The sequence below is a fragment of the Pseudoflavitalea sp. G-6-1-2 genome (assembly GCF_012927185.1).
In the GTDB taxonomy this organism is placed as follows: Bacteria; Bacteroidota; Bacteroidia; order Chitinophagales; family Chitinophagaceae; genus Pseudobacter.
Window position 1 is genome coordinate 1,906,620 of record NZ_JABBGB010000002.1, and the last position, 20,258, is coordinate 1,926,877.

Genomic DNA, 20,258 nt, shown 5'->3' on the forward strand with positions numbered 1-20,258 from the left:
TTGTGATCATTTATTGTGTTTAATGGCAACGATCTTCGGAGCAGCACCCGATTGCCCTCCTACCAATGCGATGGTGTAAATACCTGTTTCCGCCACCGTTTTGCTGTTGGGGTTGCTGTACATGGCATCATTGGCCGTGAAAGTATTGGCAGTGGAAACAGGTGAAACTGTGGTGATGATGGAACCAGGCAGAAAACCTTCTTCAGTATTGTTCACCCAGATCTTTTTGGGGAACCATGTTTGTTCTCCGATAATATCAATTGGCGCTCCTCCCTCATTGTATCCTGTGATATTGGTAAGGGCATAAATTACACTGGCATTTCGTTGCGGAACCTGTGCTGGCGCCAGATTACAATAGGCAGTTCTGTATCTGATAGAATCCGGTGCGCGGTACTCCGGCAAAAACAATTGCCCGTCGTTGGAGAAGGTTACAGCCTTGTACTGATTGCAGAAATTCATGAACCTGCTCTGCCAGGCAGTTGCATACCTGATTCTTCTGATCTCTCCGTCTGTTCCGTCATCGGGTCTGTCAGTGGAATTGAATCCGAATTTGTACAGCGTGTTCGTCATATCGTTCGACGTGAAAGTGATCTGAGTTTTACCACCGGCATCGGTGTAAACCCAGAAAGTGAGATTGTCGAAAGGGTAGATATCGATGTTCAGTTCAGCCAGTGCTGCACCTGATTCATCCAGTGCCCGAATGGTATGGTTGCCCTGCACAACAGTGTTGTATACAGCAGGGATGGCCTTGGATTGAAACTGGTCTCCGATATAGGTGAGCGCTCCATCACCGAGTTGTCTGCCATTATCTTTCACTACTACTTTTTTTCCGGGAATGGTGTTGATGGCATTTATTCTTGCATAGCTCATATTAACTCCGGGATCGAGGTCGGTGATGAGCTGATAGGCATTCGTGAGTTTTTGCAGAATGAAGCTGGTGCCACCATTACAGCTCACATCGTATCTCACCAGTGTTGGCACTACCATGATAGTGTACACTCCTCCAGGCTTGAAAGTAGTTACCGGTGGCAGATACCCTTCCTGTGGCATTATACCAGGCACGCAATAATTGAATGCAGGCAATATGCCATTGGTGGTGAGCTGACGTTTGTAATCGGGCATTGTACCACCGGCAAACAGTTTGAACATATAAGCGCCATACGGCACTTCTGCATATTCTGATGATTGGTTATTGTCGATGCCACTGAGTTTTACATCCACCATACTGCCATCGGCATAGGTGAGGGTTACAGGTCCGCCTACATTGAAATCATTCACAGGGTTTCCGAGGTTCACGATCCTGATCTTGAAATTCTTTGGATCCGCAGGTGGTGTATTGTTCCTGGGGAAGGTGACCATCTTACCTGTTGGCAGAATATAATAATCTCTGGGATTCACCGGGTCATTGATCAGCAGCGTGTCTTTGAGTGCAATGGCTGCCGTGATGGGAGGAAATGAAACCTGCGCCCCTCCTGATTTATCGAGCAAAGTAGTAGGAATGGAGAATCCTGTTTTGTTCTTCCACATTCCCGAAGGGAACAACAGTTTGCCAATGGCAGATGTCTGCGGATCTTCAAACTCACTTCGCTTCTGCATCGCCAGCAGATTGTTGTTCACCACAAGATTAAGGTCGTACTGACTGATATTGAACAACCGGATATTTGAATTGGTAAGCACCAGTGGATTCTCTTCGTAGAGTCCGTCGGTGAATTTGTTTTTGCCGCATCCCCATCCTGCGCAGATGAACAGTAACAGGAAGAAGCCGAATAAGCGATGTTGCCGGTATAGAACCATGACGCTGTTTTTAAGAATTGTTGTTAGAGAATTTTCCAGGCAATGCCGAGTGAGAATTCTGATCCGCGTTTATATTGTCTGTACACATAGGTATTGCCATGATACTTGCCATTGTTGCCTGCATTGGTGTACACCTGTTTGTAGGTGGGATCGAGCAGGTTCTTGGCAAATCCTTTCAATATCCAGTTCCTGCCCAGTTGCTGCGTAAATACCAGATCGAGCAAAGGAACCGGTCTGTCGAAAATATCGGGCGTACCATCCAGCTGCACCTGCACCAGCCTTGCTCCTACGATATTGAAATTGCAGGTGATATTGGTTTTGGATACAGGATTGTTGTAGTCGAGACCGACGTTGATTGAATAAGGTGCCTGCTCAAAAACCGGGCTGGTAGCGGGTGAGCGGCGATCGTTGGTGCGCGATGCTGCCAGCCTTTCGGGGTTCTTCTCGATGCGGCTCATGGCCAGCATCACATTACTGGTGAAGAAAAGATGTTTGAGCGATGGAGAAATGAACGCTGCACTTCTGCGCAGTTCGAACTCCATTCCATACACGGTACCTTTGTTGGGATCGTTCTGAAAATTGATCAGCGGAAATTCAGGTGATGTAGAAAGACTGCCCTGCGATTTGTAATTGAATACTTTCTGCAACTGATCGTCGATTGTTTTTCCAAACGCAGATACAGCAATCACTTCAGCCGGAGCAGTGAACCATTCCCACCGGAAGTCGAAGCTCTGTGTAAGTTGATTCTTCAGATCGGGGTTGCCTCCCACTACTGCAAACTGAAAAGGATCGAAAGAATAGATGTTCGTCAGCTCGCGCAACTCAGGCCGCGCCAGCGATGTGCTGTAAGCCAGGCGCAGGTTCATGTTGCTGCGAACTGCATAGGTGATATTTGCTGAATAATAAGGTTTGTAGTCTACGGTGTAATTGGAAAATGGCCTGTCTGTTTTGTTGCTCACATTTACGCCGGGCAGGTTGTAATTCAAATTGAGTTTCGGCGGCATGAACACATTGGCAGTATCCACGCTTGCCTTGATGATGGTGGATTCGAACCTTACTCCACCTGTAACGCGAAGCTTTGAAGTGAGCCGCAGATCGGCCATTCCGTAGAACGCTCTGGTTTCGTAAGTTCCGGTGTAGTTGTTCGGTGATTTCTTGATCTGATAGAGAAAGCCGCCTACTCTTGGCTGTCCTTCATCATCATAAGAACCCGGGCCTTTCAATCCAACATAACGTGTGGATACCAGCTGATTGATATCTCCTTTCACTGCATTGAGCAGATCGCCACCACCGCCAAGACTGCTGCCGGGCAAGCCGAGTACGTTCTCGATGTAATTACGTTCCCTTTTCAGAAAAGCGCCACCAAACTTGAGTACCTGCTGCAATCCACGGAATGTAAATGGCTGAGTAAGGTCCAATCTGGCGTTGTAATTATCTTCTTTCAGTTTTCTGAATTGCCGTCCGTTGGGATCTGCAATGATGGCGGTAAGATAATCGTTGCCCAGTCCATGTGTAAGGCCGGTTACGAATGCATAGGTATCTGTTCCGATGCCTGCACCATTGGGATCCTGCTGCTGAAGTGTTCGCAGATGCGCGTAGTTGCTCGATCTGAAATCAGGATCATCCTGAATGGTTTTCGATGAACTCAGGTTGTAGGTGATGCGTGGCGACCATTCTTTATTGAGAAACTTATGCTCACCCTGCAAGTTGTATGTATCGAATGTCCGGTGACTTAATTTGAGTTGATTGATCACATTGTACACGGGAAAATTCAGTCCTGTGTTTTTCCATTCACCGGTAAGATTGCTCGCAATGGCTTCTGCACCGCGGCTTCCCACGTATTGCACCTGAATCACATGCCTTGCATTGAATTGATAGGCCAGTCCTGCCAGTGCGCCATAATTCAATATCCGTTTGCCGGAATTTTCTTTGTAGGAGATATAGTGACCAAGGCGCGGGTAAGCAGGTGTGATAAATGCCGGGATCTGCAGTTGATTGAAGATCTTTGGCGAACCAGTTACTACGCCCTGGTACAGGCTATACTGATTTCTCTCTCCGTCGTAAATATCTTCGAAGCGTTGGTAGTAGTTAGCGCTGAGAATCAATCCGAGCTTATGGTCTTTGAATACGTTGTAGGAGTTGCCGTAGGTTATTCCATACACCTGATTGGGACCTGCATTTTTGTACGAAGTGGATAACACCGGATCGAAGCCCTGCATGATGTTGTTGATGCGGAACGATTCCTTCGCAAGTGCAGGATTGTTGCGGCTTTGAATGAAGAGTTCCTGCATCTGTATCAGTCCACCGGGATATTGATTGCTGAGTTGCAAAAAATCATTCGACAGTGAATGTTTCTTCACCTGCTGGCCCCAGAAACCGATGTTATCGTTGTAGAATCCGTTGTATTGTCCATTGAGACCAATGGCTGAATTGAAGCCAACCTGTGCAACCACATCGAGTGTTTGCCTTGCAGGAATGGATTTTGTTTTCAGTTCCACTATGCCTGCTGCTGCATCTGCTGCTCTGTCCGGCGACAATGTTTTGTACACGGTGATATTGTCGAGCAGGCCTGCAGGAATAAGATCGAGCGGAACCGTGCTGCGGTCGGGATCTGCGGATGAAAGCCTTGCGCCGTTCAGTTCGGCGATTACACTTCTGTCGCCGAGACCACGGATGGCCACGTATTTATCGTCGGTGATAGAAACACCCGTAACACGTTGCAAAGCCTGTGTGGTAGTGATGCTGGCTGTTCTCTCGATCTGCTGTGCAGAGATACCATCGGAGATCACCGCCATCTTTCTTCTTTCAGCAAGTACGGCTGCTTCAGTATTGTTCTTTCTTACAGCAGACACCGTTACTTCACTCAATCTGTTTTTGGAAGAACTGAGTTTGATGCTGAGAAAATTCTCTTCCTTCCATATCACTTCCTGCTGATCGTAACCAACATGGCTTACCACCAGCACGATGTTCTTTGCATTTGCCCGGAAAGTGAATTGGCCTTTTTCATTGGTAGTGGTGGCTTTGCCACCGTCAGGCGAAGTAACAGTGGAACCGGCCAGTGGAAATCCTTTATCTGCATCTGTAACAACCCCCTGAATGATTTTCACCGAGGGATTGTCCGATGCTCTTTTTGATGGTTCGGTTTTGTTTTCGGTTTTCAGAATGATCTTTACTGGTGAGAACACATTGTACTGAATGCCTGCCTGAACGCGGATTGCTTCCAGCGCTTCTTCAACAGTAACGGAAGTTGCAGCGAGTTTTACTTTTCCGCTCATCTTCTCCATTACTTCACTGCCGTATGAGAACTTAATGCTGGTCTGTGTTGTAATGGCCTTTACGATCTCCGAAACGGTTGTCTCGGTCTTAGGCAAACTGATCTTTTGTGTCTTTTCCTGTGCAGTCAACTGCAATGATGCAAGTGCTGAAATAATGATTAAAACAAAACACCTGATAAAATAACTGTATCGCATGATGGGAGTTTCTGATCAGAAAATGATGATTCCTTCGCTGGTGATGGAATGTTTTGTGCCCAGGGTTTCGTGTAGCAGCAGCATAGCTTCTTCGATAGAAAGATCGGTCTCGATCTGAATGGTAAGTTTCTCTTTCTGCCACTTGCTTCCTTTCAGCCGGATAGGAATTTTATACCACTGGCTGAGGTTCTGCAATACTTCCTGCAAAGGAGTCTGTTCAAAATTGAAAGCGCCGCTCCACCAGGTGCAGAGCGCTGTTGCATTCACGCTGTCGATGGCAGCATGTGGAACAGCGCCGGACAGATCGAGTGTTATTCGCTTGTTCACGGAAAGCTGCGTCAACTGTTTATCCTGCCATGAGACCGCTACCCTACCGGTTTTCACCAATACTGAAGGATGTTGTTGCTGCAACGAATTCACCTCGAAAGAAGTTCCGAGTACCTGCGTTTGAAGGTCTCCTGCATCTACAAAAAATGGTTTTGATGTATTATGTTCCACTTCAAAGAATGCACGTCCGTTTACCTGCACATGCCTGTTCTGCACATTGTAATTTTCCGGAACCTGAATGGACGAACCGGGGAAGATATAGGCCTTCGAGCCATCCGGCAACAGGTATTGCATGGAGCTGCTGTCATTGGCCACAACGGATGCATATATGATGTGCTGCGGCTTTTCCTTTTTGAGATAGAAGAAAAGAAGGCCTGCCATCGCTGCAAAAAGCAACGAGGCCGCAAAACGCATCAGGTATTTTTTTTGAAGCCAGCTCACATTCCGTACTATGCCGGAAGCGTGCTCTGTGGCAGGCTGCGATTCGATGCCGGTAAGGATATTGCCCCAGATCGCCTGCAGCAATTGCTGCCGCTTCTGTGGATCGTTGATTCCGGGCTCTTCGGGATTGTGCTGCAGCCAGTTTTCGATGAGTGCTTTTTCAGTATCGTTTGCATGACCTGACAAATATTTGTCGATCAGCGTTTCCAGTTCAGATAGTTTCATACAGATGTTACTACCTATATGCGTATGAAACGAAACTTTTTAACCCGTCGGTTTGGATTACCAAATTGTTAAGCACGGGTTGTACTACAGGTTACCGATAAATATGGCCATGAGAACAGCTTCACCTAATCCCAGCTTAACCTTTGCTATGGCGGCATTCAGCTGATTGCGCACACTTTGTTCAGAGAGTTGCAGCTGAGCCGATATCTCGCGGATGGTGAGATTTTGTTCGAGCGTCATTTTGAAGATCTGCTTCATTCGTTGAGGAAGCTTTTCTACTTCGTGCTCCATCAGCAGATCGAGTTGCGCTGCCAGTTTGGGATCGATGGATTCTTCAAATCCGGGAAGAATGATATGATAAAGCATATCCTGCTTCTGCTTAGTCTTGATAGATCGGGAGATAAAAGACAGCAGCTCATATCTGGCGATGCTGAAGAGATAACTTTCGAGAGAGGTATTAATCTGGATCTGGTGGCGTTTCAACCAGAGTGAAATGAAGAGGTTCTGCGTAATGTCTTTTGCATCATCTTCCGATTGCAGTTTCTTATGAACAAACACGTAGAGCTTCTCCCAGTATTTGTTGAAAAGCAGGTTGAATGATGTCAGATCATTTTGCTTTACCAGCAGAAATAGTTCCAGATCATTGTCGGGGGTCATAAAGATGTGTTCACGGTTGCAAAAGTAGCGGTGGAAACCCGCAGCATTCCCTGCGGCTGGTTTATGAAATTATTAAGACTCGGTGCTATGAACAGATTTCAGCATTTTGTAGATTTGAAAGCCGCCCCTGTACAGATTTACAAACGATTACGAGCATGAACCTTCAAACCATCCTTCAAAATCAGCAATGGTTGCTTCTACCGGTAACCATGGACGACTTCGATACCTTATTTCAGGTAGCATCCGATCCCGTGGTATGGGCAGGCCATCCCAACAAGGAGCAATACAAAGAATCAGTTTTCCGGAATGGATTTTTTCAGACAGCCATTGAAAGCAAAGGCGCCTACAAAATAATCGACAAAGCAACTGAGGAGTGCATCGGCAGCAGCAGGTTCTATGAATATGATGCCAATTCAAACAGCATTGTGATCGGCTATACTTTCTTCGCTGTAAAATATTGGGGCAAGGGCGTCAATCAATCGGTAAAGAAAATAATGCTTGATTATATTTTTCAATTTGTGGACGAAGTGCATTTTCATGTAGGTGCAACTAATATCCGTTCACAGATTGCTATTGGCCGGACAGGCGCTGTAAAGATTGGAGAACGGGAAAAGGTCAATCCGGGAAAACCTACCACTTCATATTACGTGTATGCGATCACCAGCAACCAGTGGCAAAAAATTACCGACGAAACATCACTCAGGGATATTTAGGCTATTTACAAACTGTTAAACCCAAACGAAGCCGTTTCATTCCAGCCCAATTACTCTATCATTGCAAACCGGGAAACTTTACAGCCCAAAGCATTCCGACCAAACGACTGTATGCACAAATTATTACTCCTTATCGCCTTCACTGCGGCGTCTCAAATTGCTTTCAGCCAAACGAACCGACTGACCGGAAAGATCACCGATGCCGCTAATGCTCCCCTGGCCTACGTTACAGTGGGCGCTTACAATCCAGACGACTCGGCGCTCATTGGTTTTGTGATCTCCGACAAAGCAGGTTTATATGATTTGAAAACCCTGCCCGGCAACAAAGATCTGCAGCTTGTAGTGAGCAGTGCCGGTTATCAGACATTCTCTAAAAAACTGAAACTGGAACAACCGGTAACCGAATTGAATATTCAGCTTTCTCCGGCAAGCAGTGAACTCGATACCGTGATTGTTTCATTTGCTCCTCCCGTTCGAATAAAAAAAGATACCATCGAATTCAATACGGCAGCATTTGCAGGATTGCCCAATGAAGCTATCGGTGATCTGCTGCAACGTTTACCCGGGCTGGAAAGGGATGCAAACGGAAAGTTCACCATCAATGGTAAACCGGTTACAAAGATCACAGTGGAAGGAGCGGATTTCTTTTCGGGCAACGACGGCATCACGCTAAAAAATATTCCGGCAGGGCTTATCGACAAGGTTCAGGTGACGGATGATAAAACGAAAAGACCGGGTGATAGCAAAACCCCTCAACAGAAGAAACAAATCAATCTCAAACTGAAGAAAGCCGCAATGGGCAAACCATTCGGAAAATTCTTCGGAGGTGCCGGCACCAGTTCGAGATACGAAGGGGGCGGCATGCTCAACTCTATCAGTTCCAGTAAACAATTTGGCGTAATCGGGCTGGCCAACAATCTCAACCGCACAGGCTTCAGCACCAGCGATGCATCTGGTATGGAAGACGGAAGCATGATCGAAAGCATCAACAACAAACGCCAGCAGGCCACAGGTTATTCACCGGAAAACTCAGGCATCAGCAATAACTGGGGTGGCGGAATCAATATCGGGGCCAAACATAAAAAGGATGTGTACAACCTTTCGTATACCGGTATGGGTGCAAGCAGAAAGGCAGAGTCAGGTTCGTTAAGCAGGTTATTAATTGGCGATACCATACTGAGCAACCAGACAGAAGGAACATCCACCAGTCATGTATTTAATCAGTCAACCTCAGGCACTTACACCAGAACAATAGATTCGAACACCAATCTGTATGTCCATTCTACATGGAATAGAACGCAAAATAAAACATCAGGTTACGACAACGGATCTATATCTAATAACAAAGAAGGATTGCAGAATGAGTTTGCCAATGCCAACAAATTGGTGATGAACTCCAATCAATTTAGCATCGTTGGCAGTTTCAACAAAAAAAGCGCGAACGGGAAACTCGAATTCGAATCACTCACTTTTGCTTCGCTGGCAGAAACGTCTTCTCAAAATAATGAGAACAGGTTAATTCAGTATTACAACAATAACATCAAGAGTGTAACAGACAGTATTTCGCAGCAAACAAAATACCTGGCGAAAGACAATCAGGTTTATCATGAATCGGGGATCACTTACAAACCTGGGACAAAACATAGTTTCATGTTTTTTGTAGACTATACGCTTGTTGATTTCAGAAAAACAAGAGATGTATTCGCCTGGGATCAGTCTGCTTCCAAAAGTTTGAGAAATGATGGATTGTCTTTTCAGGCACGAATAACACAACAGGATATCTCCCCTTCTTTGCGTTACAGGTTCGACTATAAAAAAATAGGGTTGTTTACTTCTCTTGCATATTCCAACTTCAGGCAGGAAGGCAGTCTCACGCAATCAGCTACAAAACATTTTGGACGCACTTACCACAGATTCCTTCCAATGATTGATTTCAACTACGGGGATCTGAAGCTGCGCTATCTCTCCCGAATCTGGTCGGCCGATAATGAATCGGTGATACCTTATGAAGACAGCACCAGCAGGTTGAATGTTGTGAAGGGCAACAGCGATCTGAAACCCGCCATGAGACATGAATACTCTGCCGAGTATACCAAAATGTTCACCAAACAGAATATTTCGTTGCATGCACGCGCGTCTTACTCGAAGTACAAAGACAGAGTAACCCAAAACACCAGCGTGAACAGTAAGGGCGTTACATACACAGAATATCTGAATACCGATAAGTATGAAACATTCAATTCCAACATCAATATTTCCAAAACATTCCAACGCAACAACAGAACAATAACAGCGGGGATAACGGGAAGATTCGACAATACCCATGCTGCACTGTACAACAATTCAAAGGAAGTGATGATGAAAGCCAATTCATGGACAGCAGCAGCCACACTCAATGCCAGTATGAAGAACCAATTTTCTACTACTAATGAGTATGCACTTGGGTACAACGAAAACAAGTACAATTCCAAAGATTATTCCAACTACTCTTATCTCAGGCATGAGATCAAATTGAATCAGACCCTTCGGGTCTTCAAAAAGGTAAGTCTGGAAAACAGCATGAACATCATCTTCACGCCGGGCCTGCCTGCAGGATTCAGAAAATCGACGATACTCTGGAATGCAGGTGCATCGGTGCATCTGCTGAAACAGGAGAAAGCCCAGATCCGCCTCAGCTTATTCGATCTGCTGCAACAGAATACATTTCAGGAGCAAAGCATCGAGCTGAACAAGTTTACGCAGACGAGAAACAACAGTTTGGGTCGTTACGCCCTGCTCACCTTCATTTATCATTTCCGTGCACCGGCTGCCAATGCAGGTAAATAATGAATGAGGGCCTTACTGATTGATTTGTATATTTGAATCATCATGCAGCAACTACTGAAAAGACTGAAAGACATTCATCACATCAGCGAAGAAACGCAGGAGCATCTGCTTGCTGCTTTCACTCAGGTAGTGTTGCCCAAAAATGAATATCTCATCGAAGAAGGGAGAACCTGCCGCCATCTTTATTTTCTGGAGCAGGGCTGTCTCAGAGGATTCTACAATCTCGACGGCAAGGAGATCACGCATTGGTTTGGATTTGAAAACGACTTCGTTACATCATTCCATAGTTTTATCACACAAACACCAGCAGTGGAGAATATTCAGTTGATGGAAGGATCGGTGCTCTGGAGCATTTCAAAAGAAACCCTCACCAAACTGCTGGACGAACATCAGGAAGTGGAGCGCCTGCTCCGCATCGCATATGAAAAATATTATATCCGGCTCGAAGGCCGTTTCGTGAACTCGCAGTTCAGAACGGCAACCGAACGATATGAGCAGCTATTGCAGGAGAATTCACAAATCGTAGAGCGGGTTCCGCTGGGTTATATTGCCTCCTATCTGGGCATTTCTCAGGAAACCCTCAGCCGCGTAAGAAGCAGGCTTTAACATTTTCTGTTTCCATTTTTGACAACAGTCAAAAATCTGCTGGCCGGCACAGTATAGTTTTGGCTCCATAAATACAACGTATATGGAACCTAAAACCAACCAACCGTCGAACGCCTTTATCGCTGCCTCATGGATTGCCCTTCTGGCGGGCATTACGGCCTTCAATATCGGGCTCTGGAATGCCGCCATGGAATTGAACGAAAAAGGCTACTACTTCACTGTACTGATGTTCGGGCTCTTCTCGGCCATCTCGGTACAAAAAGCAGTCCGCGACCAAATGGAAGGCATACCCGTAACCAATCTCTATTATGGTATCGCCTGGTTCACCACTTTATTATCGATTTTGCTGCTGGTAATCGGCCTCTGGAATGCCGAACTCACCAAAAGTGAAAAGGGCTTTTATGCCATGTGTTTTACGCTGAGCATGTTTGCGGCCATTGCCGTACAGAAGAATACGAGAGATATGAAGAATAGTCAGCAGGCGAACAATCAGCCACCTACCAATCAGCAACAGAGCAATCAACAATCACAAAATCAGGACGGCGCTCATAAACAACTGTAATAGATTCGGATCGTACCCTGGATTCACTATTGCAACAATCGGTCACCCCGCACATGCGGGGTGATTTATTTTAATCACTTTCTAATCACTATTTAATCATTATTGAACTAAAGTGATGAATTTTGCTGCTCATTATCTGCATCAGTACAGTTTCGCCATTGAACAGTAAACGCATCATATTATTACTGGCTTTCTTTGTTTCCGGTTTCATCCTCAGAGCTGAAGCAGGAACGGAGCTTCAATTGGGCGAACCTCAAACTGATGAGCTCACGCTGATCAACAGCATTGTAGCGCCGGACATCTTCAATCAGCTGGCAGAATCTGATCTGCAGGATCATTTCCAGCGAAGCGGTTCTTCTAAATTCCATGCAAAATTCTGTGCTCCCAGCCACTTTCTTCATTCGGTAATTCCTCCGGCAAATGAAGTGTGGTGTTTGAAACTGCACGAAAGCGTTGTATTCGGCGGAACGCTCTACACACAGGAGCAACAGCCGTTCTACTATATTTTCTTATTCAGGCTAACGCCATTCTGAGCAAACCATTCTTCCGCTCAATTCCGATCATCATTTTTATTTACTGCATTTATTGATTCAGTGATGAAATGCTTTACTGCACTTCGTTTTACTGCATCATGCGATCCGGCTCATCAACCGGATTGAAAAGTTGATTTAATAATTTACTTATGAAATTTGTACATCTGGCTGCACTGTTTATCTCAGTGTACGCAGCAGGTTGCGCTGCCAAAGGCAACCAGGAAACTGTTAAGCAGGAAGTTGAACTGCCCGTTCTGAAACTGCAAACCCTCGATACTATTCTGCATAAATCGTATGTTACCAGCATCAATGCATGCAGGAATGTAGAGCTGCGGGCCAAGGTAGCAGGCTTTCTCGAAGAGATTTCTGTAGACGAGGGGCAGGTTGTGCAGAAAGGACAGACCATGTTCCGACTGAATGATGCCGAATTCAAAGTGCAGCTCACCGAAGCGAAAGCTGCTCTTTCCAGTGCACAGGCCGATCTGAAAACTGCGGAGGTGGAATTGGATCGGGTAAAGATCCTCGTAAACAAAAAAGTGCTTTCCGCCTCAGAACTCGATCTCGCCAAATCCAGGCTGGCTGCTGCTTCAGCACGTGTTGACGAAGCTGCTGCGAGAAAGGAGAATGCAGCTATCCGGCTTTCTTACACTTCCATCCGTGCCCCATTCACCGGCATCATCGATCGCATTCCGCACAAGAAAGGTAGCCTCATCACAGAAGGTATTCTGCTCACCACAGTTTCTGATATTCACGAAATGCATGCCTACTTCAACCTCTCCGAGAGTGAATACCTCAACTACATGAAGTCGGGGAAAAAAGCGCATAAAGATGGGGAGAAAGTGCAGCTGATACTGGCCGATGGTACACTCTATGCACAACAGGGAACCATCCAGACCATCGATGCAGAGATCGAAAAACAAACAGGCAGCATTGCGTTCCGCGCCAGTTTTTCCAATCCATCGCAATTGCTGAAACATGGTGCCAGTGGCAAAATAATCCTTCAGTCAACTGCTCCCAAAGCCATACTGATTCCGCAACGCTCCGTATTTGAAATACAGGACAAGAACTATGTGTTTGTAGTGAAGAACGACAACACCGTGAAGATGCAGGAGTTCAAACCCGATACCCGTCTCGATGATTTTGTGCTGGTGCAATCCGGATTATCCGCCGATGATCAGATCATTTACGAAGGCGTTCAAAACATCAAAGAGGGAAGCAGAATCAAACCACGTTACATCGGCATAGACAGTCTGCTCGCCGCTCCTTAACCCCCTATCAAACTCATTGCATAAATCATTGGCATGTTAGAAAAGTTTATCCGAAGACCGGTGTTATCGCTCGTGATCTCACTGGTGATCACTTTATTGGGTGTGCTGGCATTGTATACGCTGCCTGTAACACAGTTTCCAGATATTGTTCCTCCATCTGTTGTGGTAACCGCCAGCTACAATGGTGCGAATGCCGAAGTGTGTACCAAGGCAGTGGCCATTCCGCTGGAACGCGCTATCAACGGGGTTCCTGGCATGACGTACATGAGTTCCGTCAGTAGCAACAACGGTGTTACCCTCATACAGGTGAATTTCAAAGTAGGCACCGATCCCGACCAGGCAGCAGTGAACGTACAGAACCGTGTTACCACTGTACTCGACGAATTGCCTGAGGAAGTGATCAAGGCAGGTGTTACAGCAGAGAAAGAAGTGAACAGCATGCTGCTTTATCTCAATCTTATGAGCCACGACAGCACGCATGATGAAGAGTTCATTTACAATTTCACCGACATCAATATTCTGCAGGAACTCAAACGCATCGATGGTGTTGGATTGGTAGACATCATGGGTACGCGTGATTATTCCATGCGCGTTTGGCTGAAACCCGACAAACTCCTCGCCTACAATATTTCGACCGATGAAATCATTACGGGTCTCCGTCAACAAAACATTGAAGCAGCACCTGGCGTGACGGGAGAGAATTCCGGTAAAGACAAACTGGCCAAACAATACGTACTCAAGTACACGGGAAAATTCAATACACCCGAACAGTTCGGCAATGTAGTGTTGAGAGCGGATGATAATGGTTCCGTGCTTCGTCTGAAAGATCTTGCCGACATAGAGTTTGGGACGGTGAGTTACGATATGGCATCCAAAACGGATGGCAAACCATCGGCCAGTATCATGATCAAGCAACGGCCAGGATCCAATGCCAGTGAGGTGATTGCGAAGATCAAAGAAAAGATGGCAGAGCTGGAAGAATCCAGTTTTCCTCCCGGCATGGTGTACAACTATGCATATGATGTAAGCCGCTTTCTCGATGCGAGCATGGAAAAAGTGTTGCATACACTGCTCGAAGCATTCATACTGGTATTCATTGTGGTGTTCATTTTTTTGCAGGATTTCCGTTCAACGCTCATCCCTGCACTGGCAGTGCCGGTGGCCCTGATCGGCACACTGGCCTTTATGCAGATGCTGGGTTTTTCCATCAATATACTTACGCTGTTTGCATTGGTACTTGCCATCGGTATTGTGGTAGATAATGCCATTGTGGTGGTGGAAGCCGTGCATGTGAAAATGCACCAGGAGCATCTTCCCGCCATGGAAGCCACCATTGCCGCCATGAAAGATATCGGCGGAGCAGTAGTGGCCATCACACTCGTAATGTCTGCGGTGTTTGTACCCGTTGCATTTCTGAGCGGTCCGGTGGGTGTGTTCTATCGTCAGTTCTCACTTACGCTTGCATTTGCCATTGTGATATCGGGCATCAATGCATTAACGCTTACACCCGCCTTGTGTGCGTTGTTGCTGAAACATCCCACAAAAGGCGCAAAGAAAAGTCTGCTGCAAAGATTCTATGCGCTGTTCAACAAAAACTACGACAAGGCAGAATACCGATTCGGAAAAGTGGTGCAGAAAATTGCAGGAAGAAGAGTGATCACAGTAGCGATGCTCGCTGTATTCTTTGTGGCTATCTGGGGAAGCAGCGCCATACTTCCCACAGGATTTATTCCACAGGAAGATCAGTGCATGGTGTATGTGAATGTAACTACTCCTCCGGGTTCAACCGTTGAACGAACCGAAGATGTTTTGAACGAAGTGCAGCGCAGTTTACAGCCTGTGAAGAATGTAGAGAACATCAGCACACTCGCGGGATACAGTCTCATGAGCGATATTTCCGGAGCATCCTATGGCATGGCAATGATCAATCTCACTGAATGGAAAAACAGAAAAGAAAGCATTGCTGAGCTGATCAAAACCTTCAAAGAAAAAACAAAACATATCTCCGATGCTGTGGTTGAATTCTTTGAACCGCCCACTGTACCTGGCTTTGGCAATGCAGGTGGTTTTGAACTGCGTCTGCTGAACAAGAACCGTAATGCAGACATGATGCAGATGGCGGGTGTATCGGAGAAGTTCCTCGGAACACTCAACGCACATCAGGCTATTGACGGAGCCAGCTCCAGTTTCGACCCCAACTTTCCGCAGTATCTGCTGCATGTGGATCAGGAAATGGCAGCCAAGCAGGGCATCTCCATCGAAAATGCGATGAACACATTGCAGACCCTCGTTGGAAGTTACTATGCCACCAACTTCATCCGCTTCGATCAGATGTACAAAGTGATGTTGCAGGCATTGCCGCAATACAGGGCCAATCCCGAAGATGTATTGAATTTGTATGTGAAGAACAACAAAGGAGAGATGGTCCCTTATTCGAATTTCGTGAGAATGGAGAAGATCTTCGGTCCGGAACAGATCACCCGATTCAATATGTACACGGCGGCAATGATCAATGGAAATTCCGCTGCGGGCTATTCGAGCGGACAAGCCATCGAAGCCATCAAACAGGTAGCAGACTCTGCACTTCCGAAAGGATACCAGTTCGAATGGAGTGGCATGACGCGTGAGCAGATACAGAGCGGTAATGAAGCCATTTACATTTTCCTGATCTGTCTGTTGTTCGTATATCTCGTGCTGGCAGCGCAATATGAAAGTTTTCTGTTGCCGCTGGCGGTGATCCTTTCATTACCCGCTGGCATCGCAGGCGCCTACTTCTTTTTGCTGGTGACAGGATTGGAGAACAATATCTATGTGCAGGTGGCACTGATCATGCTCATCGGATTGCTCGGTAAGAATGCAATCCTCGTAGTGGAGTATGCCATTCAGAAACGCGATGCAGGTTATGGCATTCTCGCTGCTGCAAAAGAAGGAGCCGTGAGCAGACTTCGTCCGATTCTGATGACCTCCTTCGCATTCATCGCGGGACTGATACCGCTCTGTATCGCAACAGGCGCGGGCGCTATGGGCAACCGCAGTATCGGCGTAGCTTCTGCCGGAGGCATGTTCCTCGGAACGATGGCCGGCATATTTCTGGTACCCGGACTCTTTGTGCTTTTCAGCAAAAGAATAGAAAAGAAACAGCAGGCAACTGCATAAAATCTATCAATCGCAATGAACCATAGAAGCATTCTATTATTTCCGGTCTGTGCAATTATCTGCGCAGCCATCATCACAGGAACGGGTTGCCGCATTGCAAAACCCGATCCCTTGCCGGCAGTGAAGCCATTGCCTGCAACATTTGCAGACAGCACTGCTTCGCAAAATGGCAGCCAGCTGATCTTCCGGGAACTCTTTCCTGATCCTTACCTCAATGCATTGATCGATTCGGCATTGAAGAATAATACAGATCTGAGGATCTCTTTACAACGCATCATCACAGCACAGGCGAGGCTGACGAACAGCAGGCAGGCACTGCTCCCGTCTGTAGATATCGGCGTGCGTGCAATGGCCGACAAGTACGGAGATTACACACTCAACGGTGTCGGGAATTTCGACACCAACCTCTCCCCCAATATCAAAGAAGATCAGAAGATACCGCGTTATCCAACCACCGATATGTTAGCCGGACTGCAAAGCAGCTGGGAGATCGACCTATGGGGAAAATTAGGACATCTCAAAAAGTCCGCTGCTGCTGAATTGCAGGCGTACAAAGAAGCACAGCAGATGATAGTGACCAATCTCATTGCAACCATTGCAAAGGATTATTACAATCTGCTTCGGCTCGATGCGGAGTTGCAGATCATCAAAAGGAATATCGCATTGCAGGAAGAAGCAGTTGAAATAGTGAAAGTGCAGAAACTTGGTGGCAGGGCAACAGAGCTTGCAGTGCAACAATTCAGGGCGCAATTGCTGAACACAAAAGCGATGGAATTTGCCGTGTTGCAGGAAAGACTGCAAACAGAAGCATCGCTGAATACACTGGCTGCACAATACTTTCAGGAGATACCGCGCGATACAGCAATGCCTGCATCCACTCCCGTGTTAAATCAATTTTTACCTGCCACGCTTTTATCGCGCAGGCCCGATATCCGCGAAGCGGAGTCGATGATGAAAAGCGCCAACGAAAATGTGGAAGCAGCCAGAGCATCTTTTCTGCCCAGCCTTACATTGAACCCTTATATCGGGTTGAATGCATTCACGCCATCCCTTCTTTTCAAAACCGGAAGCATTGCATACGGAATAGCGGGTGGCATCACTGCTCCGGTTTTCAACAGGCGTCATTTGAAGTTGCAGTATGCTGCTGCCAATGCCGCCAATCAGGAAGCAGTGTACAATTATCAGCAAAAACTGCTGAATGCCTACAACGAAGTGAGCGTGAATATCAAGGCCACACACAACTATCAGCAGGCATTCGATCTGAAGCAACAGGAAGTAGATGAACTGCATGCTGCTGCCAGCACTGCGCGGGAACTCTATCTCACCGGATACGCCAATTACCTGGAAGTGATAACAGCCCAGAAGAATACACTCGAAGCCGAGCTGCAACTGACACGCGAACAGAGTAACATGCTCACAGCCGTGATTCAGCTGTATCGCTCACTCGGAGGAGATCAACAGAAATAAAGAGACCAGCCTTTACACAAAGAAGCCGCCTGAAATATCGGGCGGCTTTGCTTTTTCTTGGCTGCTGAAATGAAATCAACAATCATACAGCTGCAGTTTTTTCAATTTATACCAGGCAGTGCGTATTATACATTCTGCTGAAAGGCAGATCAGGAAAGGCATTCAGCTTTTTATAGCAGAAAAGAGAGGATCATTGAGACAGTCCTTTTTGAATTCGTCTCTGTAGATCTCTCCCACCGGCAACGCATGTTCGTTGATGTATACATTTCGATTATCCATCGATGTTACATGACGTTTATTGATGATGAAAGACTTGCTGATCCTTCTGAAAAGGGAATCAGGCAATTTGCTATGGATAGTTTTCACGTTCATGGCTGTGATGAGTTTTTTCCCCTGCTGCAAATGAATGATCACGTAATCTTTCAAACCTTCAACAAAGAGGATATCCTGATAGAGAACGTTATGGAATTTTCTGTCGGCACGGATGATCATTCCTTTCTGTTCCTGCGCAGCTTCATTCTCGTTCTCCTGTTTGCCGGAAGATAACTGATACAATCTTGCTGCCTTTTCAACTGCCTGAAAGAAACGATGTTCATTGATGGGCTTGGTGAGATAATCCACGGCATTTACTTCGTAACTCTCCAATGCATGTGTTGTATGTGCAGTGGTGAAGATCACCATTGTTCCCAAAGGCAGGCTGCGGGCGAAGTGCAGGCCATTTACTCCCGGCATCTGAATATCCAGAAAGAGCAGATCTACCTGATTGGCAGCAAGGAATAATGCAGCTTCTCCGGCATTTCTGAAAATGCCTTTCAGATGCAGCTGCGGTGCGCGGCTGATCAGGTTGGTCATTCCCTGGCGGGCAATAGGTTCGTCGTCGATTACTATACAATTCATAATATCAATTGAAGGTCTACGTGATAACTGTGTTCCGTATTGTTGATGTTCAATTCATACTTTGATGGAAAGAGCAGATTCAGTCGCCGTCTGATATTGGCGAGACCAATTCCTCCCCGTACGCTCCCTTTCTCCATTGGCAGCCCGGCTGGTTTGGAGTTTTCGCATCTGAACTGAAGGCGGTTATGCTTCAGGTCTATCGAAAGATTTACATAGGAGCTTGCATCGGGATCATGATTGTGTTTCACTGCATTTTCAACAAACGGGATAAACATCATCGGCGGTATCTGAATGTTAGTGAGATTGCCGGTGCGTTTGATCTCGAAACTGAAATCGTCTCTTCTCGATTGTTCGAGTGTAAGAAAATCGTGCAGGAAGCCGATATCCTCAGCGAGTGATACGTTTTCTTCTCCACAATCATAGATCTGATAACGCAGCAGTGCAGACAGATTCAAAACCATGCCAGATGCGCGTTTCGGATCATCCTGAATTAACACATGCACATTATTGAGTGTATTGAAAAGAAAATGCGGATTGATCTGGCTCTTGAGCAATCCCAGCTCATGCCTGAAATTCAGCTGCTGAATAGCGAGATAATGTTCAACGCTCTTCACCCATTTCTGAAAAAGTTTGATGCTTGCCGAAGCAGCAATAACGATGCTGTAAAGAATGAGGAAAGTGAGGTAACCCGAAAGCAGATCCTGCCCCGAAGGAGATGCGTTCTCAGACGGCAATTTCGATTTGGCTATGCATACCACCAAAAATGTGAAAGTGCCTGTGAGCAGTGCCATAATGAGATAGCCCGCCAGTTTTCCTTTAGCGAGATATTTCGGTACCAGCACATAGGCGTTGAGATAGATCAGACCAATGCAATACGCGGTGAAGGCCAGTTTCAGCAGAAGACTGTCAGCTGCGGAACTGGTATCTTCTTTATCCGGCTGCATCATGATAAACAGAAAAAGCAGGTACAGCAATCCATGCCTCAGCCAGCGGAAGCGCGAGCTGATCAGGAACTGGTACCATAATGTACCGGATCTGATCAGGGGAATTTCGGCAACGCCTTTTTCAGCAATATCCATATCGCACAATTGAATTGATTCAGCTTAATACTATCCGAAAATAACTTCAATTAAGAAGCTGTTTTCCTACTATTGGATAGAAGGTAAAACTACCATGCGGCCTCCCATTGAGATAAAAGTTTATACAAGCGCCTGTTTAATTTATACGTAACAGCGCCCCTGTTAAGGGCTTCCATGCCAAAAGAACTGAGTAATCTGCCAGCACCCCCATTGCGACAATGGGTTATTTTTTAATAT

Annotated in this window: 14 protein-coding genes; 8 read left to right on the forward strand and 6 right to left on the reverse strand. The window is 46.3% G+C overall.

The window, feature by feature from the left end; genetic code table 11:
* Window positions 1-6 precede the first annotated feature (6 nt).
* The 4 genes from HHL16_RS17180 to HHL16_RS17195 form a co-directional block, all read right to left on the reverse strand.
* Window positions 7-1,794: a hypothetical protein gene (locus tag HHL16_RS17180; protein ID WP_169426405.1), complete on the reverse strand. Its 1,788-nt coding sequence runs from the start codon at window positions 1,792-1,794 to the stop codon at window positions 7-9.
* A 23-nt stretch (window positions 1,795-1,817) separates the two neighbouring features.
* A complete protein-coding gene (locus HHL16_RS17185; RefSeq protein ID WP_169426406.1) occupies window positions 1,818-5,165 on the reverse strand; it encodes a TonB-dependent receptor in 3,348 nt (1,115 codons plus the stop codon).
* A 114-nt stretch (window positions 5,166-5,279) separates the two neighbouring features.
* On the reverse strand, window positions 5,280-6,257 hold the full coding sequence (locus HHL16_RS17190; RefSeq protein WP_169426407.1) for a FecR family protein: 978 nt from the start codon (window positions 6,255-6,257) through the stop codon (window positions 5,280-5,282).
* An 84-nt stretch (window positions 6,258-6,341) separates the two neighbouring features.
* Complete coding sequence (locus HHL16_RS17195) at window positions 6,342-6,914, reverse strand: sigma-70 family RNA polymerase sigma factor (protein ID WP_169426408.1); 573 nt, start codon at window positions 6,912-6,914, stop codon at window positions 6,342-6,344.
* 155 nt (window positions 6,915-7,069) lie between these two features.
* On the opposite strand from HHL16_RS17195, the gene HHL16_RS17200 reads away from it, so the two are divergent.
* From HHL16_RS17200 to HHL16_RS17235, 8 genes are all read left to right on the forward strand, one after another.
* Window positions 7,070-7,627 (forward strand): GNAT family N-acetyltransferase, encoded by a 558-nt coding sequence (locus tag HHL16_RS17200; protein ID WP_169426409.1) that lies wholly within the window; start codon window positions 7,070-7,072, stop codon window positions 7,625-7,627.
* A gap of 111 nt (window positions 7,628-7,738) precedes the next feature.
* Window positions 7,739-10,453, forward strand: coding sequence for an outer membrane beta-barrel protein (locus HHL16_RS17205; RefSeq protein WP_169426410.1), 2,715 nt, complete (start codon window positions 7,739-7,741; stop codon window positions 10,451-10,453).
* A gap of 42 nt (window positions 10,454-10,495) precedes the next feature.
* The gene (locus HHL16_RS17210) at window positions 10,496-11,059 is read left to right on the forward strand and encodes a Crp/Fnr family transcriptional regulator (RefSeq protein ID WP_169426411.1); all 564 of its coding nucleotides are present in this window, start codon (window positions 10,496-10,498) and stop codon (window positions 11,057-11,059) included.
* Between the two features lie 82 nt (window positions 11,060-11,141).
* Window positions 11,142-11,621: an inner membrane protein YiaA gene (yiaA, locus tag HHL16_RS17215; RefSeq protein WP_169426412.1), complete on the forward strand. Its 480-nt coding sequence runs from the start codon at window positions 11,142-11,144 to the stop codon at window positions 11,619-11,621.
* 122 nt (window positions 11,622-11,743) lie between these two features.
* Window positions 11,744-12,154, forward strand: coding sequence for a hypothetical protein (locus HHL16_RS17220; RefSeq protein WP_169426413.1), 411 nt, complete (start codon window positions 11,744-11,746; stop codon window positions 12,152-12,154).
* 149 nt (window positions 12,155-12,303) lie between these two features.
* Entirely contained in the window at window positions 12,304-13,422 is a 1,119-nt protein-coding gene (locus HHL16_RS17225; protein WP_169426414.1) for an efflux RND transporter periplasmic adaptor subunit, read from the forward strand.
* Window positions 13,423-13,455: 33 nt separating this feature from the next.
* Window positions 13,456-16,578, forward strand: a complete 3,123-nt coding sequence (locus HHL16_RS17230; protein ID WP_169426415.1) for an efflux RND transporter permease subunit — start codon at window positions 13,456-13,458, stop codon at window positions 16,576-16,578.
* Between the two features lie 15 nt (window positions 16,579-16,593).
* Window positions 16,594-18,045 carry an efflux transporter outer membrane subunit gene (locus HHL16_RS17235; RefSeq protein WP_169426416.1) on the forward strand — a complete coding sequence of 484 codons (1,452 nt, stop codon included), beginning with the start codon at window positions 16,594-16,596 and terminating at the stop codon, window positions 18,043-18,045.
* Window positions 18,046-18,207: 162 nt separating this feature from the next.
* On the opposite strand, the gene HHL16_RS17240 is transcribed toward HHL16_RS17235, so the two are convergent.
* Both HHL16_RS17240 and HHL16_RS17245 read right to left on the reverse strand, forming a co-directional pair.
* Window positions 18,208-18,942 (reverse strand): LytTR family DNA-binding domain-containing protein, encoded by a 735-nt coding sequence (locus HHL16_RS17240; RefSeq protein WP_169426417.1) that lies wholly within the window; start codon window positions 18,940-18,942, stop codon window positions 18,208-18,210.
* Window positions 18,939-20,021 (reverse strand): histidine kinase, encoded by a 1,083-nt coding sequence (locus HHL16_RS17245; protein ID WP_169426418.1) that lies wholly within the window; start codon window positions 20,019-20,021, stop codon window positions 18,939-18,941. The genes HHL16_RS17240 and HHL16_RS17245 overlap by 4 nt, the downstream gene beginning before the upstream one ends.
* Window positions 20,022-20,258: the final 237 nt, after the last annotated feature.

What these genes read in the sequence shown, in the direction of transcription:
- HHL16_RS17180 (WP_169426405.1), bottom strand. Translation starts at nt 1,794, where the DNA reads ATGGTTCTATACCGGCAACATCGCTTATTCGGCTTCTTCCTGTTACTG.
- HHL16_RS17210 (WP_169426411.1), top strand. Translation starts at nt 10,496, where the DNA reads ATGCAGCAACTACTGAAAAGACTGAAAGACATTCATCACATCAGCGAA.
- HHL16_RS17225 (WP_169426414.1), top strand. Translation starts at nt 12,304, where the DNA reads ATGAAATTTGTACATCTGGCTGCACTGTTTATCTCAGTGTACGCAGCA.
- HHL16_RS17245 (WP_169426418.1), bottom strand. Translation starts at nt 20,021, where the DNA reads ATGGATATTGCTGAAAAAGGCGTTGCCGAAATTCCCCTGATCAGATCC.
- HHL16_RS17190 (WP_169426407.1), bottom strand. Translation starts at nt 6,257, where the DNA reads ATGAAACTATCTGAACTGGAAACGCTGATCGACAAATATTTGTCAGGT.
- HHL16_RS17235 (WP_169426416.1), top strand. Translation starts at nt 16,594, where the DNA reads ATGAACCATAGAAGCATTCTATTATTTCCGGTCTGTGCAATTATCTGC.
- HHL16_RS17195 (WP_169426408.1), bottom strand. Translation starts at nt 6,914, where the DNA reads ATGACCCCCGACAATGATCTGGAACTATTTCTGCTGGTAAAGCAAAAT.
- yiaA (WP_169426412.1), top strand. Translation starts at nt 11,142, where the DNA reads ATGGAACCTAAAACCAACCAACCGTCGAACGCCTTTATCGCTGCCTCA.
- HHL16_RS17200 (WP_169426409.1), top strand. Translation starts at nt 7,070, where the DNA reads ATGAACCTTCAAACCATCCTTCAAAATCAGCAATGGTTGCTTCTACCG.
- HHL16_RS17230 (WP_169426415.1), top strand. Translation starts at nt 13,456, where the DNA reads ATGTTAGAAAAGTTTATCCGAAGACCGGTGTTATCGCTCGTGATCTCA.
- HHL16_RS17240 (WP_169426417.1), bottom strand. Translation starts at nt 18,942, where the DNA reads ATGAATTGTATAGTAATCGACGACGAACCTATTGCCCGCCAGGGAATG.
- HHL16_RS17205 (WP_169426410.1), top strand. Translation starts at nt 7,739, where the DNA reads ATGCACAAATTATTACTCCTTATCGCCTTCACTGCGGCGTCTCAAATT.